The sequence below is a fragment of the Achromobacter pulmonis genome (assembly GCF_002885955.2).
GTDB classification, from domain to species: Bacteria; Pseudomonadota; Gammaproteobacteria; order Burkholderiales; family Burkholderiaceae_B; genus Achromobacter; species Achromobacter pulmonis_A.
Genome location: NZ_POQS01000001.1, coordinates 248,611 through 264,034, shown reverse-complemented (window position 1 = coordinate 264,034; position 15,424 = coordinate 248,611). Strand labels below are relative to the sequence as shown.

The 15,424-nt window shown below is 68.7% G+C and carries 17 protein-coding genes; 13 read left to right on the top strand and 4 right to left on the bottom strand.

Annotated features, from left to right (window positions below; all coding sequences use genetic code 11):
- Positions 1 to 27 precede the first annotated feature (27 nt).
- Complete coding sequence (xsc, locus tag C1I89_RS01265) at positions 28 to 1,839, bottom strand: sulfoacetaldehyde acetyltransferase (RefSeq protein WP_102771000.1); 1,812 nt, start codon at positions 1,837 to 1,839, stop codon at positions 28 to 30.
- A gap of 161 nt (positions 1,840 to 2,000) precedes the next feature.
- Here xsc and C1I89_RS01260 point away from each other — a divergent pair, with 161 nt between their 5' ends.
- The 6 genes from C1I89_RS01260 to C1I89_RS01240 all read left to right on the top strand — a co-directional run bounded on the left by C1I89_RS01260 (position 2,001) and on the right by C1I89_RS01240 (position 7,567).
- Positions 2,001 to 2,759, top strand: coding sequence for an IclR family transcriptional regulator (locus tag C1I89_RS01260; protein ID WP_102770999.1), 759 nt, complete (start codon positions 2,001 to 2,003; stop codon positions 2,757 to 2,759).
- Between the two features lie 59 nt (positions 2,760 to 2,818).
- On the top strand, positions 2,819 to 4,207 hold the full coding sequence (dbpA, locus tag C1I89_RS01255) for an ATP-dependent RNA helicase DbpA (protein WP_102770998.1): 1,389 nt from the start codon (positions 2,819 to 2,821) through the stop codon (positions 4,205 to 4,207).
- A gap of 173 nt (positions 4,208 to 4,380) precedes the next feature.
- Positions 4,381 to 4,788 (top strand): DoxX family protein, encoded by a 408-nt coding sequence (locus C1I89_RS01250; RefSeq protein WP_102770997.1) that lies wholly within the window; start codon positions 4,381 to 4,383, stop codon positions 4,786 to 4,788.
- A gap of 238 nt (positions 4,789 to 5,026) precedes the next feature.
- Positions 5,027 to 5,191, top strand: coding sequence for a hypothetical protein (locus C1I89_RS34370; protein WP_168202122.1), 165 nt, complete (start codon positions 5,027 to 5,029; stop codon positions 5,189 to 5,191).
- Between the two features lie 30 nt (positions 5,192 to 5,221).
- Positions 5,222 to 6,958 (top strand): BcpO-related WXXGXW repeat protein, encoded by a 1,737-nt coding sequence (locus tag C1I89_RS01245; RefSeq protein ID WP_102770996.1) that lies wholly within the window; start codon positions 5,222 to 5,224, stop codon positions 6,956 to 6,958.
- Positions 6,959 to 7,030: 72 nt separating this feature from the next.
- Positions 7,031 to 7,567, top strand: a complete 537-nt coding sequence (locus C1I89_RS01240) for a peroxiredoxin (RefSeq protein ID WP_102770995.1) — start codon at positions 7,031 to 7,033, stop codon at positions 7,565 to 7,567.
- Positions 7,568 to 7,573: 6 nt separating this feature from the next.
- Here C1I89_RS01240 and C1I89_RS01235 read toward each other — a convergent pair whose 3' ends face one another.
- Positions 7,574 to 8,920 carry a CoA transferase gene (locus C1I89_RS01235; protein ID WP_440130617.1) on the bottom strand — a complete coding sequence of 449 codons (1,347 nt, stop codon included), beginning with the start codon at positions 8,918 to 8,920 and terminating at the stop codon, positions 7,574 to 7,576.
- A gap of 255 nt (positions 8,921 to 9,175) precedes the next feature.
- Positions 9,176 to 9,508 (bottom strand): hypothetical protein, encoded by a 333-nt coding sequence (locus C1I89_RS01230; protein ID WP_102770993.1) that lies wholly within the window; start codon positions 9,506 to 9,508, stop codon positions 9,176 to 9,178.
- A 232-nt stretch (positions 9,509 to 9,740) separates the two neighbouring features.
- On the opposite strand from C1I89_RS01230, the gene C1I89_RS01225 reads away from it, so the two are divergent.
- Entirely contained in the window at positions 9,741 to 10,943 is a 1,203-nt protein-coding gene (locus tag C1I89_RS01225) for an MFS transporter (RefSeq protein WP_102770992.1), read from the top strand.
- Between the two features lie 32 nt (positions 10,944 to 10,975).
- Positions 10,976 to 11,467 carry a glutathione peroxidase gene (locus C1I89_RS01220; protein ID WP_102770991.1) on the top strand — a complete coding sequence of 164 codons (492 nt, stop codon included), beginning with the start codon at positions 10,976 to 10,978 and terminating at the stop codon, positions 11,465 to 11,467.
- Positions 11,468 to 11,481: 14 nt separating this feature from the next.
- Here the strand turns inward: C1I89_RS01220 and C1I89_RS01215 are convergent, their stop codons facing one another.
- Complete coding sequence (locus C1I89_RS01215) at positions 11,482 to 11,961, bottom strand: Lrp/AsnC family transcriptional regulator (RefSeq protein WP_102770990.1); 480 nt, start codon at positions 11,959 to 11,961, stop codon at positions 11,482 to 11,484.
- A 123-nt stretch (positions 11,962 to 12,084) separates the two neighbouring features.
- Between C1I89_RS01215 and C1I89_RS01210 the strand changes: the two genes are divergently transcribed.
- The 5 genes from C1I89_RS01210 to C1I89_RS01190 all read left to right on the top strand — a co-directional run bounded on the left by C1I89_RS01210 (position 12,085) and on the right by C1I89_RS01190 (position 15,397).
- Positions 12,085 to 12,990 carry a DMT family transporter gene (locus C1I89_RS01210; protein WP_102770989.1) on the top strand — a complete coding sequence of 302 codons (906 nt, stop codon included), beginning with the start codon at positions 12,085 to 12,087 and terminating at the stop codon, positions 12,988 to 12,990.
- A gap of 128 nt (positions 12,991 to 13,118) precedes the next feature.
- The gene (locus C1I89_RS01205; RefSeq protein WP_102771808.1) at positions 13,119 to 13,820 is read left to right on the top strand and encodes a glutathione binding-like protein; all 702 of its coding nucleotides are present in this window, start codon (positions 13,119 to 13,121) and stop codon (positions 13,818 to 13,820) included.
- An 11-nt stretch (positions 13,821 to 13,831) separates the two neighbouring features.
- A complete protein-coding gene (locus C1I89_RS01200) occupies positions 13,832 to 14,296 on the top strand; it encodes a GNAT family N-acetyltransferase (protein WP_102770988.1) in 465 nt (154 codons plus the stop codon).
- Between the two features lie 52 nt (positions 14,297 to 14,348).
- Entirely contained in the window at positions 14,349 to 14,624 is a 276-nt protein-coding gene (locus C1I89_RS01195; RefSeq protein WP_102770987.1) for a lipoate protein ligase C-terminal domain-containing protein, read from the top strand.
- Positions 14,621 to 15,397 carry a lipoate--protein ligase family protein gene (locus C1I89_RS01190; protein ID WP_102770986.1) on the top strand — a complete coding sequence of 259 codons (777 nt, stop codon included), beginning with the start codon at positions 14,621 to 14,623 and terminating at the stop codon, positions 15,395 to 15,397. The genes C1I89_RS01195 and C1I89_RS01190 overlap by 4 nt, the downstream gene beginning before the upstream one ends.
- The last annotated feature ends 27 nt before the right edge of the window (positions 15,398 to 15,424 follow it).

The window sequence follows — 15,424 nt, the reverse complement described above, 5'->3', positions numbered from 1 at the left end:
GGCGGGCGCCGCGCCGCACGGGTCGCGTCAGCTGCCGACCGGATCGATGGGCAGCGCCACCTCGCCAGGGCGGAACGGCTGATTCACGTAGCGCTTGTACTTGTCGAGCAGGCGCACGGGCTGCTTGAGCGCGTCGCGCCGGAACGGGTCGCCCAGCTCCTGGCTGACCATCATCTCCAGCACCGTGGTCTTGCCCTCGGACTGCGCGCGGCACGCCGCGGCGAGCGCCGCGCCGACCTGGTCCTCGTGCTCGACCCGTATGCCCTCGGCGCCCATGGCCCGCGCCAGCTCGGCGAAGTTGGGATTCTTCAGGTTGCTGCCGACGAAGCGGCGCCCGTAGAAATCCACCTGGTTCTTCTTTTCGGCGCCCCACTGGCCGTTGTGGAACACCACGGCCGTCACCGGGATCTGCTCGCGCACGCAGGTCAGCAGTTCCTGGAAGCTCATGCACCAGGCGCCGTCGCCCACGTAGGCCACGGCCGGACGGTCGGGCCGGCCCAGCTTGGCGCCGATCAGCGCCGGCAAGGCGTAGCCGCAATTGCCGAAGCTCATCGCGGCCAGCATGGAGTTGGGCTCGTCGAAGCGCAGGTAGCTGTTGGACACGGAGCAGATATTGCCGATGTCGGTGGACACCATCACGTGCTTGGGCATGGCGCGCTCCAGTTCGCGCAGCATGCGGCGCGGGTGCATGCGCCCGCCCCCGCGCTCGATCACGTCCAGGCTCCAGTCGTCGCGCTCGTGCGCCCAGCTGTCGAGTTCCTTTTCCCATTCGGCCTTCTGCGCCGCGATCTGCCTGGCGCGCTCGGCCTTGGTGCGGGCGCTGGCGACTTCCCGTTGCTGCAGCCTCGCCGTGAGCGCGGCGGCGGCCGGCTTGGCGTCGCCGCAGATGCCGACCGAGACCGGCCGCACCAGACCCAGCATGCGGTGGTCGGCGTCGACCTGGATGATGCGCGCGTTCTGCGGCCAGTAGTCCAGCCCGTGCTGCGGCAAGGTGCCGAACGGGCCCAGGCGCGTGCCCAGCGCCAGCACCACGTCGGCCTGCGACAGCAGCAGCATGGCGGCCTTGGCGCCCTGGTAGCCCAGCGGCCCGCACCACAGCGGATGGCTGGCCGGGAAGGCGTCGTTGTGCAGGTAGCTGGTGACGACCGGCGCGCCCAGCAGTTCGGCCAGCGCCACGCATTCGGCCTGGCCGTCCGAGAACAGCACGCCGCCGCCGGCCACGATGACCGGAAACTTGGCCTGCGCCAGCATCGCGGCCGCCGCTTCCAGGTCCTCGTCGGAACCGGGGCCGCGGCGCACGCGGCGCGGCTCGGGGATGGCCACGTCGATCTCGCCGTAGAAGTAGTCGCGCGGGATGTTCAGCTGGCTCGGGCCGCGCTCGGCCATGGCGTTGTCGAACGCCTTGGCGGTGAATTCGGCCATGCGGTCGGGCCGGTTGACGTGCGCCTGGTACTTGGTGATGCGCGAGAAGATCGGCAGCTGCTCGGTTTCCTGGAAGCCGCCCAGGCCCATGCCCGAGGTGCCGGTCTCGGGGGTGATCGCCACCACCGGGCTGTGCGCCCAGTAGGCGGCGGCCACGCCGGTCACGAAGTTGGTGATGCCGGGGCCGTTCTGCGCGATGCACACGCCGTGGCGGCCGGACACGCGCGAATAGCCGTCGGCCATGTGCGCGGCGCCCTGCTCGTGCACGGTGGGCACGAAGCGGATGCCCGCCGCCGGGAACAGGTCCAGCGCGTCCATGAAGGCCGAGCCGACGATGCCGAATACATCCTTTACGCCCTGGGCGACCAGCGTCTCGACGAAGGCTTCGCTGGGCGTCATGTGTTGCTTGCTGCTCATGGTGTCTCTCCTGGCAGGCCGGCGCGGGTCGGGTTGCATCTAGGCCGGCGTGCCTTGATACTGCAGCAGAACGTCCGCCTATCCCAGCCCGCCGCGTTTCATTTTCTGCAAAATCCGTGCGAGCATAGGCATCACCGCGCCGAATCTTCAATTATTGAAAGATGAAAGACGAATCCTCCGCCGCGCTGCGCGCGCTGGCCTTGCTGGAACAGGTTGCGCGCGCCGCACATCCGGTGTCGCTGGCCGCGCTCACCGAGGCCACCGGCCTGCCCAAGCCTTCGGTGCTGCGCATCCTCTCGCGGCTGGTCGACGCCGGCATGCTGCTACGCGAGCCGGCCGCCAAGAGCTACGTCAGCGGGCCGCGGCTCAGCGCGCTGGCGCGCGACACGCTGATCAATTCCCCGCTGCGCGGCGAACGCCACCGCATCCTCGACAGCCTGGTCGACGAAATCGGCGAGACCTGCAACTGCACCATGTTCGACGGCGACGAAGTCATCTACCTGGACCGCGTCGAGACCGCGTGGCCGCTGCGCGTCAACCTGCAGCCGGGCTCGCGCGTGCCGCTGCACTGCTCGGCCAGCGGCAAGCTGTTCCTGGCCCATATGCGGCGCGAGGCGCGCCAGCGCCTGCTGGCCGCCGCGCCGCTGCCGCGCTACACGCCCAACACCTTGTGCGACGTGGCGGCGCTGGAGCGCGAACTGCGCGCCATCAAGGCCGAGGGCGCCAGTTTCGACCGCGAGGAATACCTGCTCGGCATCGTCTGCATGGCGGTGCCCATCCTGCACGGCAAGCGCGCCATCGCCGCCGTGGCGCTGCATGCGCCGGTGGCGCGGCTGTCCATCGACGGCGCGCGCGCGTGGCTGCCGCGCATGCAGGAGGCCGCCCGCGCGCTGGCCGGCACCTACGAAGCGCGGGCCTAGCGGTACACTCTCGGACGTAACGGACATTCCGTCCCCGCCGCGCTTTTTCCCCTGTTACCGTGACCGACAACGCCTTTACCACCCTGCCTCTTCTGCCCGCCCTGCTCGGCAACCTGCAAAGCCTGGGCTTCGAGCAGATGACGCCGATCCAGGCCCAGAGCCTGCCGCTGATCCTGGAGGGCCGCGATCTCATCGCGCAGGCCAAGACCGGCAGCGGCAAGACCGCGGCCTTCGGCCTGGGCGTGCTGCAGAAGCTGGACCCGGCCCGCCTGGCGCCGCAGGCGCTGGTGCTGTGCCCCACGCGCGAGCTGGCCGACCAGGTCGCGCAGGAACTGCGCCGCCTGGCCCGGCAGATCGCCAACGTCAAGGTGCTGACCCTGTGCGGCGGCGCCGCGGCCCGTCCCCAGGCCGAATCGCTGGCGCGCGGCGCGCACCTCGTGGTGGGCACGCCCGGCCGCATCCAGGACCATCTGGCGCGCGGCAGCCTGGACCTCTCGGGCCTGAACACGCTGGTGCTGGACGAGGCCGACCGCATGGTCGACATGGGCTTCTACGACGACATCGTCGCCATCGCCTCGCATTGCCCGCCGCGCCGGCAGACTCTTCTTTTCTCGGCCACCTATCCCGACAACATCCGCAAGCTGGCCGCGCGCTTCCTGCGCAATCCCGCCGAGGTCAAGGTGGAAACGCAGCATGACGCCAGCCGCATCGAACAGATCTTCTACGAGATCGACGAGCGCGACCGGCTGGACGCCGTGGCGCGCCTGCTGGCGCATTTCCGGCCGGCCTCCACGCTGGCCTTCTGCAACACCAAGATTCGCAGCCACGACCTGGTCGAGCGACTGCAGGCCGAAGGCATCAGCGCCCAGGCGCTCAATGGCGACCTGGAACAGCGCGAGCGCGACGAGATCCTGATCCAGTTCGCCAACCAGAGCTGCGCCGTGCTGGTCGCCACCGACGTGGCCGCGCGCGGCCTGGACATACAGAACCTGGGCGCGGTCATCAACGTGGACGTCACCAAGGACACCGAGGTGCACGTGCACCGCATCGGCCGCAGCGGCCGCGGCGAACAGAAAGGCCTGGCGCTGAGCCTGTGCTCGCCCGACGAAATGCGCTGGGCCAACCTGATCGAGCAATACCAGGGCGCGCCGCTGGTCTGGGCCGACATCAAGTCGCTGCGTCCCAAGGCGGACCGCCCGCTGCGCGCGCCCATGATCACCCTGTGCATCCAGGGCGGCAAGAAAGACAAGCTGCGTCCCGGCGACCTGCTGGGCGCGCTGACGGGCGACGGCGGCCTGGCGTTCGAACAGGTCGGCAAGATCAATATCGGCGAATTCGCCTCCTACGTGGCGCTGGACCGCCAGATCGCCAAGCAGGCGTTCTCGCGGCTGTCCAACAGCAATATCAAGGGACGGCGTTTCCGCATGCGCTTCCTGGAAGCGTTCTGAACCGGCCTGCCTTCGTTGCAAAACGTCGCGGCGCCGCCACAAACGGTTGATGGTTTCACTACGCTCTTGCCATAATGAGTCGGTCCGTCCCCGGTTCGCGGGGCGCGGAACCAAAGGCTCGCAACCTGCTCCAACGGCCGCAGTCCCTTTCAACCATTAGAAGAGAACCCACCATGATCAAGTCCGATGACACCGGCAAACTGATCCTGCGTCTAGCCCTCGGTATCCTGATACTCCTGCACGGCTTGTTCAAACTCACCGGCGGCGGCGTCGGCGGCATCGGCGGCATGCTGTCGTCGCACGGCCTGCCCGGTTTTCTCGCCTATGGCGTCTACGTCGGCGAAATCATCGCCCCTGTCCTCCTCATCATCGGCATCTACACCCGCCTGGGCGGCCTGCTGGTCGCGATCAACATGATCGTTGCCATCCTACTGGCCCACACCGGGCAGATCGGCAGCCTGACCAGCAACGGCGGCTGGGCCCTGGAACTGCAAGGCATGTTCCTCTTCGCCGGCCTGGCCATCGCCTTCATGGGCGCCGGCCGCTTCAGCCTCGCCGGCAACGGCGGACGCTGGAACTGAACGCCGCGCCGCCGGCTGTTCCGCGCCATGGGGGCCGCTCGCAAGAGCGGCCCTGTTTCATGGCTTCCGGAATCATTGATACGAACGACATCAACCGTCACGCAAACGCAAACATCCGTCACCTGAAAGCTGTTTCGGAACGATTACAGTCCAGAACTGCAAGCGCCGGCCTATGGCCTAATCCTTACAAGCGCAATCGGGGCGCACGCCGCGCCTGGCGCTTGGCAGGAGTCGCACAATGAAAAAAAGTCTGTTGCTGATGCTGGCGGTGTCCAGCGCCCTTACCGGATGCGTGGTGGTGCCGGCCCGGCCGGCCCATTACCGCCCGGCCCCGGTCTACTACACGCCGCAGTACTACTACCCGGCATACCCTGCGCCGCATTACTACTATCGTGGCCACTGATCCGCGCATCCGTCGCGTAAAGGAAAAACCATGATCGCCCCTACCCGGATTCTTACCGCGCGGCCGCTGGCCGCGGCCGTGCTGCTGGCGGCCAGCGCCGGCGCGGTCGCGCAAGTCTATGAAGCGCCGCCGCCCGCGCCCGCCGCTCCCGTGTACGAGGGCGGCGATCCGGCCGACGCCAACCTGGCGCTGGTGGACCGCAGTCCCGAGCCGCCGCCGCCCCTGCCCGTCTACACGCAGCCGCCCGCTCCGGCCGACGGTTATCTCTGGGTTCCCGGGTACTGGAGCCGCAACCACTACGGCTTTTTCTGGGTGCCGGGCGCCTGGGTGCTGGCGCCCTACGTGGGCGCGCTGTGGACGCCGGGCTACTGGGGCTTCGCCAATGGCGTGTACATCTGGACCGCCGGCTACTGGGGGCCGCACGTGGGCTTCTATGGCGGCATCAACTACGGCTTCGGCTACACCGGCATGGGCTATGTGGGCGGCTACTGGAAGCGCGACCGCTTCTACTACAACCGCTCGGTCACCAACGTCAACATCACGCGCGTGACCAACGTCTATCAGCACAACGTGGTGGTCAAGAACGTGGACCAGCGCCGCGTCAGCTACCACGGCGGACCGTCGGGCATCCAGCGCCGCGCCGATCCCCGCGAACTGGCCGCGCGCAAGGAACGCCACACGCCTCCCACCCAGATGCAGCACGGCTACGTGCGCGACGCCAGCCGCGACCGCAACCAGTCCTACGAACGCAACCGCGGCCGCCCGCCCCAGGCCTACGTCAACCACGCGTCCGACCCGCGGCGCCCGGACAATGGCGCGCGGCCCGGCAACGGGCCGGACCGTCAACGCGGCGGTCCAGACCGCGGCCAGGACGGACGCAGGGACGCGCCGCCGCCGCAACAGCAGCGCGAGCAGCAGGCGCGCCAGCAGGATCGCCAGCAACAGCAGCGCGAACAGCAGGTGCGCCAGCAGCAGCAACGCGACCAGCAGGCCCAGCAGCAGGATCGCCAGCAACAGCAGCGCGAACAGCAGATGCGCCAGCAACAGCAACGCGACCAACAGGCCCAGCAGCAGGCCCGCCAGCAACAGCAGCGCGAACAGCAGATGCGCCAGCAACAGCAACGCGACCAACAGGCCCAGCAGCAGGCCCGCCAGCAACAGCAGCGCGAACAGCAGATGCGCCAGCAACAGCAACGCGACCAACAGGCCCAGCAGCAGGCCCGCCAGCAACAGCAGCGCGAACAGCAGATGCGCCAGCAACAGCAACGCGACCAACAGGCCCAGCAGCAGGCCCGCCAGCAACAGCAGCGCGAACAGCAGATGCGCCAGCAACAGCAACGCGACCAACAGGCCCAGCAGCAGGCCCGCCAGCAACAGCAGCGCGAACAGCAGATGCGCCAGCAACAGCAACGCGACCAACAGGCCCAGCAGCAGGCCCGCCAGCAACAGCAGCGCGAACAGCAGATGCGCCAGCAACAGCAACGCGACCAACAGGCCCAGCAGCAGGCCCGCCAGCAACAGCAGCGCGAACAGCAGATGCGCCAGCAGCAGCAACGCGACCAACAGGCCCAGCAGCAGGCCCGCCAGCAACAGCAGCGCGAACAGCAGATGCGCCAGCAACAACAACGCGACCAACAGGCCCAGCAGCAGGCCCGCCAGCAACAGCAGCGCGAGCAGCAGGCTCGCCCGCAGGGCGGCGGCCGCGACCAGCCGCGGGGCGAAGGCAATGGCAATGGCAACGGTCGCGGCCAGTCGGGGCGCGACTAGCCGGCCTGGACCCCGGCCCGGCGCGGGACTACAGTAGTAGACCCACCGACGCCCCGACCGAAGGAGATTCCGATGAAACGCACCGCCACCTGCCTGTTGCTATGCGGCCTGCTGGCCGGCGGGTCCGCCCAGGCCGCGCTCACGGTCGGCGCCCCCGCGCCCGACTTCAACGCCCAGGCTTCGCTGGGCGGCGACGTGTTCACGTTCAAGCTCGCCGAGGCGCTCAAGCAGGGTCCGGTCGTGCTGTATTTCTTTCCGGCGGCCTTCACCCAGGGTTGCACCATAGAGGCGCGCAATTTCGCCGAAGCCACGGACGAATACAAATCGCTGGGCGCCACGGTGATCGGCGTCTCGACCGACGACATCGGTACGTTGAAGAAATTCTCGGTCAGCGAATGCCGCAGCAAGTTCGCGGTGGCCGCCGACAGCGACGGCAAGATCATGAAGGCCTATGACGCGGTGCACGACAAGCGCCCGGAATATGCGCAGCGCGTGTCCTACGTGATCTCGCCGCAGGGCAAGATCCTCTATGAATTCACGGACATGAGCCCTGAATCGCACGTCGCCAACACCATGCGCGCACTGCGGGCGTGGAAGACCCGCCAATAAGCGCCGCTAATTGAACGGCCACACCGGCGGGTGCGTGCCCGGCGGGCTCGACGGGCGCGTCCAGCGCGCCGGCGTGGACGAGAAATGCGCGGCATGGCGCAGGCTGACCAGTTCGCCGAAGCCGGAGGGCTCGGTTTCCAGCAGGCCTTCGAAGCCCGGCATCGGACAGGCCAGCCCGCCTTCCACACGCCCCAGGCTGCGCAGCCAGTGCGCGGTCTGGGCCAGCGATACCTGCACGTGCCAGCTGCCGCCTTCGGTCGCCTGGCGCGCCAGCGCCGCCTGCGCGCCGAATGCCATCAGATAGCCCGAGGCATGGTCCAGGATCTGCATGGGCAACGGCTTGGGCGCGTCCTGGCCGGCCGCCTGGGCCTCGGCGTGGTTGAAGCCCGTGGCCATCTGCACCAGCGAATCGAAGCCGCGGCGGCCGGCCCACGGCCCCTTGGGACCGTAGGCCGACAGCGACACATAGACGATGCCGGGGCGGATGCGCGCCGCGTCCTGCGGGCCGAAGCCCAGCGCGGCCAGGCCGCCGGGACGGTAGCCCTGCACGAACACGTGCGCGCTGCGCAGCAGATTGCCCAGCGCGATGCGGCCGTCGGCCGTGTCCAGGTCGGCCAGCACCGACAGCTTGCCGCGGCTGGTTTCGATGATGTTGTCGATGTTGGGCAGCTGCGGCGAATTCACCAGCATCACGTCGGCGCCGTAGGCGGCCAGCGCGCGCCCGCAGACCGGCCCCGCGATGATGCGGGTCAGGTCGAGCACGCGGATGTCGCTCAGCGGCCGCGCGTCTTCGCCGTACTTGGGCAAGGGCCGGGCGTCGGCCTCACCGATGCGTTCTATGGTCAGGAGCGGCTGCGCGGCCAGCGCCTGGCCCTGGGGATGATGGTCCCATTCGTCGAAACTGCGCATGGCCGCCACGGGCAGGCCGGCGTCGGCCGCCACCTGCTCGAAATCCAGCGCTTTCCAGCGGCTCAGGGCGCTCTCGACGGCGGCGCGCGTGGCGCCGTCGCCCTGCGGGCAGCCCAATAGCGCCAGCGCGCCATCGCGGTGATGGGCGAAATTGGCGTGGATGCGCACCCAGCCGCCGTCGCCGCAACGATACATGCCGGTGAGCGGGTCGCGCGGGTCCAGCGCCACGCCGTTGATCTTGAAGTAGCTGCGGCACTCCTGCGCCGCGTGCAGCATGTCCACGCCCACCTGCTGGCGCGCGCCGCCGCGCAGGTGCCAGAGTTCGGCGGCCGCCAGCGCGGCCGCGGCCATGCTGGTCTGCGCCGCCGTGCCGACGGCGAAGGACGAGGGAAGGACCGGATCGGCGCCCGTCAGCACGACGTGGCTCAGGGACTCGGCCGGCATGTCGACCGAGCGCCAGAGTTCCTGCAACACGTCCTGCGGCGCCTTGGCGGCACGCGGGCGACCCTTTAAAAAGGACGGGCGTAGGTCCATCAGATTTCCCATAGCATTCTCTAGTCGTTTATTGGGATTACATGGCGCGGCTCCCATCCGCGTCAATATGCGTGGGTCCCTGGCGTGTTTCATGGTTTGACCGCCGCGCGGCCCGCCCGCGCCCGGACGGACACATCTACTCTTAGTTTTTACATCGGCTCGCGCTCAGACGCCGGCCGCGGCCTGCTTGTCCAGGCGCTTGATGAACACCTGCAGTTCCTTGACCACCTGCTGGTCGCCGCGCGCCTGCGCCGCCTTCAGGCCCGACTCCCAGGCCTCGCGCGCGCCGGCCGTGTCGCCGCGTCCCAGGCGGGCCTTGCCCAGCCACTTCCAGCCCACGGAATAGGCCGGATCGAAGGCCAGCGCCACGCGCAGGTGTTCCTCGGCCTGGTCGAACCGTTCGCGTTCGGCGTAGGCCTTGCCCAGCGAAAAGCGCAGCAGCATGTTGTCCGTGCCCTTGGCCAGCATCGCCTCGAGGCGTTCGATCATTCCATCCATAGCCGCTCTCCTTCAGCCGCTTGACGATTTCGTTGCCGTACATGATAGGACGGCGCCCGCGCGGCCCGCACAATGGCCCCGCGCCGCGCAAGGAATCGGCGCAGGTCCGCCCGACCTACGGGTATACCCTTAACGACGGCAGGGCTTTGTCCGGGCGACGCGGCCGCCCTGCCCTAGAATCGCGCCCTTGCCCTTTCCATGCCGCCGCCGCGGCCCACCGTTGTTTTCCTCCATGCCCCTGCACCTCATCGCGCTGGCCGCCGCCGCTTTCGGCATCGGCACCAGCGAGTTCGTCATCATGGGCCTGCTGCCCAACGTCGCCGACGACCTGCACGTCGGCATCGACATCGCCGGCCTGCTGATCACCGGCTACGCCATGGGCGTGGTGGTCGGCGCCCCCATCATGGCCATCGTCACCGCCCGCCTGCCGCGCAAGGCCGCGCTGATCGGCCTGGCCAGCACCTTCGTGCTGGGCAATCTGCTCTGTGCGCTGGCGCCCGGCTATGCCCTGCTGATGGCCGCGCGCGTGTTCACCGCGTTCTGCCACGGCGCGTTCTTCGGCCTGGGCGCGGTGGTGGCCGCCGACCTGGTGCCGCGCAACCAGCGCGCCAGCGCCATCGCGCTCATGTTCACCGGACTGACGCTGGCCAACGTGCTGGGCGTGCCGCTGGGCACGGCGCTGGGCCAGGTGGCGGGCTGGCGTTCCACGTTCTGGGTGGTCAGCGCCATCGGACTGGCGGCCGTGGCCGCGCTGGCGGCATGGCTGCCGGCGCGCATCCCGATGCAGCCCGGCAATATCCTGCGCGAATTCAAGGTGCTGCGCGACGTGCGCGTGGTGTGGCCGCTGGCCGCCAGCGTGCTGGCCTCGGCCGCGCTGTTCTGCGTGCTGACGTATATCGCGCCGCTGCTGCGCGAGGCGACCGGTGTGTCCGAACGCGGCGTCACCGGCGTACTGCTGCTGTTCGGCGTGGCGCTGACCGTGGGCAGCACGCTGGGCGGCAAGCTCGGGGACCGCAATCTGGAGGCCTCGCTGCGCCGCATCTTCGTGGGCCTGCTGCTGGTGTTCCTGGCGCTGAGTCAGGCGGTGTATGCGCTGGCGCCCATGCTGCTGACGGTGTTCGTCTGGGGCGTGCTGGGTTTCGCCGTGGTGCCGCTCTTGCAGACGCTGATCGTGGACCAGGCGGCCGAGGCGCCCAACCTCGCCTCCACCTTGAACCAGGGCGCGTTCAACCTGGGCAACGCCACCGGCGCCTGGCTCGGCAGCCTGGCGCTGGGCCACGGCCTGCCGCTGACCGACCTGCCCTGGATCTCGGCCGGCATCACGCTGGCCGTGCTGCTGCTGACGCTGTGGGGCACGCGCTACTACGGCCGCCACGCCGCGGCTACACTGGACGCACCGGCCGGCGTGCTGGCGCCCTCGCGTTCCGACGCCTGAGCGCGCAGACCCGGCAGCACAAAGGTGGCCCGATGAGCACGATCTACGATTTCTCCGCCCGCGGCATCGATGGCGCGGAACGCCCCCTGGACGCGTACCGCGGCCGCGTGCTGCTGGTCGTGAACGTGGCTTCCAAGTGCGGCTTCACGCCGCAGTACGCGGGCCTGGAGGCGCTGTACCGCAAGTACCGCGAGGCCGGGCTGACGGTGCTGGGCTTTCCCTGCGACCAGTTCGGCCACCAGGAACCCGGCGACGAAGCCGCGATCCGCGAATTCTGCAGCACGCAGTACGACGTCAGCTTCCCGCTCTACGCCAAGATCGAGGTCAACGGCGACGCGGCCCATCCCCTCTACCGCTGGCTCAAGCAGGAAAAGCCGGGCCTGCTCGGCACCGGCCGGATCAAATGGAACTTCACCAAGTTCCTGGTCGGGCGCGACGGCCGCCCGATCAAGCGCTACGCGCCCACCGACACGCCCGCAAGCCTGACCGGCGCCATCGAGAAAGCGCTGGCCGCGTCCGCCTGAAGGCGCTGCACTGATCAGCGCAGCGGCGGCAGCCGGCGGCGCACGGTGTGCGCCTTGACGATGGCCGTATTGGTTTCGGCGAATTCGGTCACGCGTTCCAGGATGCCGTCCAGGTGCGAGATCGAGCGCAGCACCACCCGGGCGATGAAACAGTCGTCGCCCGTGACCTTGTCGCATTCCACGAACTCCGGGATCTCCTGGATCAGCCCTTCGACGTGGCGCAGTTGTCCCGGCAAGGGCCGGATGCGCACGACGGCCTGCAGCGTGTAGCCCAGCGCCACGGGATCGAGGTCCACCGTGTAGGCGCGCAGCACGCCGGATTCCTCCAGCCGCCGCAGGCGGTCGGCCACGCTGGGCGCGGACATGCCGACCTGGCGCGCGAGGTCGGCGGTGGTGGTGCGCGCGTTGGCGTCCAGCATCTCCACGAGGCGGCGGTCGATACCGTCCAGCACCGGGCCTTCATTGGTATTTTCGTTTTTTAGGTCGTTGCGCATAAATTTCACCTAAACAAAGGTTCTATGAACGATTGACCGCAACAACATCATATAACCAGCTTGATCCGCCTGGGATAATTTTTCCATCGCATACCGAGGCCGCGCGCCTCCTGGAGAAATCTCATGGCTCCCTCATCGGAACGCATCGGCCTGGCGCAAATGACGGCCGCAATGACGCTGTCGGGCACGCTGGGCGTGTTCGTGCTGGAATCCGGGCAGAGCGCCTGGAACGTGGTGTTCTTCCGCTGCGTCTTCGGCGCGGCGTCGCTGTTTCTGTACTGCTGGCTGCGCGGGCTGCTGCGGCCCGGGCTGTTCACGCGCAAGACGCTGGCGCTGGCGCTGGCGGCCGGCGCGGCGCTGGTGCTCAATTGGGTGCTGCTGTTTTCGGCCTACCGGCTGGCGTCCATTTCGCTGGCCACCGCGGTCTACAACGTGCAGCCCTTCTTTCTGATCGGCCTGGGCGTGCTGTTCCTGGGCGAACGGCCCACGCGCGGCAAGCTGGCCTGGTCGGTCATCGCGTTCGCCGGGCTGATGCTGGTGCTGCGATTGTCCGAGGCGGGCAGCGCGGGCGACGGCTATCTGGCGGGACTGCTGCTGGGCCTGGGCGCGGCCGCGCTCTATGGCGTGACCGCCTTCATCGTCAAGCGCCTGACGGGCATCCCGCCGCAGGTGCTGGCGCTGGTGCAGGTCGCGCTCGGCGCGCTCATGCTGCTGCCGATGGCGGACTTCGGCGCGCTGCCCGCCGCGCCCCTGCAATGGGGCTGCCTGGTGGCCCTGGGACTGGTGCATACCTGCCTCATGTATATCCTGATGTACTCGGCCATCCAGAAGCTGCCCACGACCTCGACCGCCGCGCTCAGCTTCATCTATCCCGCGGTTGCCATCATGCTTGATTTCCTGGTCTACGGACACCGCATGGACGGCTCGCAGATCGTGGGCGTGGCGATGATTTTCATGGCGGCCGCCGGCGTCAGCCTGAACTGGAGCTGGCGCCTGCCGCGCCGGGCGCGGCCGGGCGCGGCCTGTTAGGCGGATGGCGGCGCCGCCGGCCAAACCCGTATCCAGTCCCCGGTTATTCAGGGCGCGGCCGGCGGCGGCCCGCTATCATGGGCGTTCCGCCCGGCCGCCGCCGCCGGCGCCACGAACAGGACACCCCCATGATCGATCTCTATTACTGGACCACGCCCAACGGCCACAAGATCACGCTGTTCCTCGAAGAAACCGGCCTGCCCTACAACATCCACCCGGTCAACATCAGCCGGGGCGACCAGTTCAAGCCCGAGTTCCTCGCCATCGCGCCCAACAACCGCATCCCCGCCATCGTCGACCAGGCCCCGGCCGACGGCGGCGCGCCGCTGTCGCTGTTCGAATCCGGCGCGATCCTGCTCTACCTGGCCGAAAAGACCGGCCGCTTCCTGCCCGCCGACCTGCGCGGCCGCGCCGAAGTTTCCCAATGGCTGTTCTGGCAGATGGGCGGGCTGGGCCCCATGGCCGGCCAGAACCACCATTTTTCGGGCTATGCGCCCGAGCGCATCCCCTACGCCATCGACCGCTACGTCCGCGAAACCAACCGCCTGTATGGCGTGCTGAACAAGCGCCTGGCCGACCGCGAGTTCGTGGCCGGCGACTACTCCATCGCCGACATGGCCGCCTATCCCTGGATCGTGCCGCACGCCAAGCAGGGCCAGGATCTCAACGAATTCCCGCACCTCAAGCGCTGGTTCGAAACCATCGCGGCAAGGCCCGCCACCGTGCGCGCCTACGCGCTGGCCGACACCGTCAACACCGCGCCGTCGGTCAGCGACGAGGCCTCGCGCCGCATCCTGTTCGGCCAGACCGCCCAGAACGTCACCCGCTGACAGGAGCCGCCATGCCCGATCCGCAACTGGTGTTCCGCCGCGCGCGCCTGGCCGATCTTCCCGTCATCGTCGCGATGCTGGCCGACGACGAACTCGGCGCGGCCCGCGAAAATCCCTCGCTGCCCCTGGACCCGCGCTACACCGCCGCCTTCGGCGCCATCGCGCAGGACTGCAACCAGTTCCTGGCGGTGCTGGAGCGCGATGGAAGCGTGGTCGGCTGTTTGCAGTTATCGTTCATCCCCGGCCTGTCGCGGCTGGGCCAGTGGCGCGGCCAGATCGAGAGCGTGCGCATCGCCTCCTCGGCGCGCGGCGCCGGCCTGGGCCGCGCCATGTTCGAGTGGGCGATCGAGCAGTGCCGGGTGCAGGGTTGCAGCCTGGTGCAGCTCACCACCGACCGCGCGCGTCCCGACGCGCGCCGGTTCTACGAAAGCCTGGGCTTCAAGGCCAGCCACGACGGCATGAAGCTCAGCCTGTAGCCACTGTTTTTCTGTTTGTTCATTACCGATCTGGAATCAGCAAGGAGCGCCCATGCATGGCGAATACAAAGTCCCCGGCGGCAAACTGGTGGTCGCTGACCTGGAAGTGCGCGACGGCCGCCTGGCCGACGTGCGCATCAGCGGCGACTTTTTTCTCGAGCCCCCCGAAGCGCTCGAAGCCATCAACCGCGGCCTGAACGGCCTGCCGGCCGACGCCGGCGAACTCGAACTGGCGCTGGCCGTGCAGTCGGCGCTGCCGCCCGGCGCGGAGATGTTCGGCTTTTCGGCCGAGGCCGTCGCCGTGGTGCTGCGGAGGGCGCTGGCATGACGCGCACCGACTGGAACGATTACGACTGGGATCTGGTCCACGAAGGCCCGCAGCCGCCCGCGCTGCACATGGCGCTGGACGCCATCATCACCGACGAGGTCGGCGCCGGCCGCCGCCCGCCGACGCTGCGCATCTGGGAATGGTCCGCGCCGGCCGTGGTGATCGGCCGCTTCCAATCGCTCAAGAACGAGGTCGATCCCGAAGGCGCGCGCCGCCACGGCATCGAAGTCGTGCGCCGCGTCAGCGGCGGCGGCGCCATGTTCATCGAGCCGGGCAACTCCATCACCTATTCGCTCAGCGTGCCGCAGGCGCTGGTGCACGGCATGAGCTTCCAGGAATCCTATGCCTTCCTCGACGCCTGGGTGCTGGACGCGCTGCAGGGGCTGGGCATCAAGGCCTGGTACCAGCCGCTCAACGACATCGCCTCGGAGATCGGCAAGATCGGCGGCGCCGCGCAGGCGCGCCGTTCCGGCGCGGTGCTGCACCACGTCACCATGTCCTACGACATCGACGCCGATAAAATGGTGGAGGTCCTGCGCATCGGCCGCGAAAAACTGTCGGACAAAGGCACCACCAGCGCGAAAAAGCGCGTCGACCCGCTGCGCACCCAGACCGGGCTGGCGCGCGAAGCCATCATCGACCGCATGGTGGAAACTTTTGCCGCGCGCCATCGTCTGAGCCCTGGGCAGGTCGGCGAGGCCACCCTGGCGCAGGCGCAGGCGCAGGCCCTGGAAAAGTTCTCCACGCCGCAGTGGACGGGCGTCGTCCCCTGAGCTGCCGTGTCCTGATTCTCTGGAGGT

Excerpts from the sequence above, each read along its gene's own strand:
- C1I89_RS01220 (WP_102770991.1), top strand. The coding sequence starts at position 10,976 with ATGAGCACGATCTACGATTTCTCCGCCCGCGGCATCGATGGCGCGGAA.
- C1I89_RS01240 (WP_102770995.1), top strand. The coding sequence starts at position 7,031 with ATGAAACGCACCGCCACCTGCCTGTTGCTATGCGGCCTGCTGGCCGGC.
- C1I89_RS01215 (WP_102770990.1), bottom strand. The coding sequence starts at position 11,961 with ATGCGCAACGACCTAAAAAACGAAAATACCAATGAAGGCCCGGTGCTG.
- C1I89_RS01245 (WP_102770996.1), top strand. The coding sequence starts at position 5,222 with ATGATCGCCCCTACCCGGATTCTTACCGCGCGGCCGCTGGCCGCGGCC.
- C1I89_RS01230 (WP_102770993.1), bottom strand. The coding sequence starts at position 9,508 with ATGGATGGAATGATCGAACGCCTCGAGGCGATGCTGGCCAAGGGCACG.
- C1I89_RS34370 (WP_168202122.1), top strand. The coding sequence starts at position 5,027 with ATGAAAAAAAGTCTGTTGCTGATGCTGGCGGTGTCCAGCGCCCTTACC.
- C1I89_RS01200 (WP_102770988.1), top strand. The coding sequence starts at position 13,832 with ATGCCCGATCCGCAACTGGTGTTCCGCCGCGCGCGCCTGGCCGATCTT.
- C1I89_RS01210 (WP_102770989.1), top strand. The coding sequence starts at position 12,085 with ATGGCTCCCTCATCGGAACGCATCGGCCTGGCGCAAATGACGGCCGCA.
- xsc (WP_102771000.1), bottom strand. The coding sequence starts at position 1,839 with ATGAGCAGCAAGCAACACATGACGCCCAGCGAAGCCTTCGTCGAGACG.
- C1I89_RS01235 (WP_440130617.1), bottom strand. The coding sequence starts at position 8,920 with ATGCCGGCCGAGTCCCTGAGCCACGTCGTGCTGACGGGCGCCGATCCG.
- C1I89_RS01225 (WP_102770992.1), top strand. The coding sequence starts at position 9,741 with ATGCCCCTGCACCTCATCGCGCTGGCCGCCGCCGCTTTCGGCATCGGC.
- C1I89_RS01250 (WP_102770997.1), top strand. The coding sequence starts at position 4,381 with ATGATCAAGTCCGATGACACCGGCAAACTGATCCTGCGTCTAGCCCTC.
- C1I89_RS01195 (WP_102770987.1), top strand. The coding sequence starts at position 14,349 with ATGCATGGCGAATACAAAGTCCCCGGCGGCAAACTGGTGGTCGCTGAC.
- C1I89_RS01205 (WP_102771808.1), top strand. The coding sequence starts at position 13,119 with ATGATCGATCTCTATTACTGGACCACGCCCAACGGCCACAAGATCACG.
- C1I89_RS01260 (WP_102770999.1), top strand. The coding sequence starts at position 2,001 with ATGAAAGACGAATCCTCCGCCGCGCTGCGCGCGCTGGCCTTGCTGGAA.
- C1I89_RS01190 (WP_102770986.1), top strand. The coding sequence starts at position 14,621 with ATGACGCGCACCGACTGGAACGATTACGACTGGGATCTGGTCCACGAA.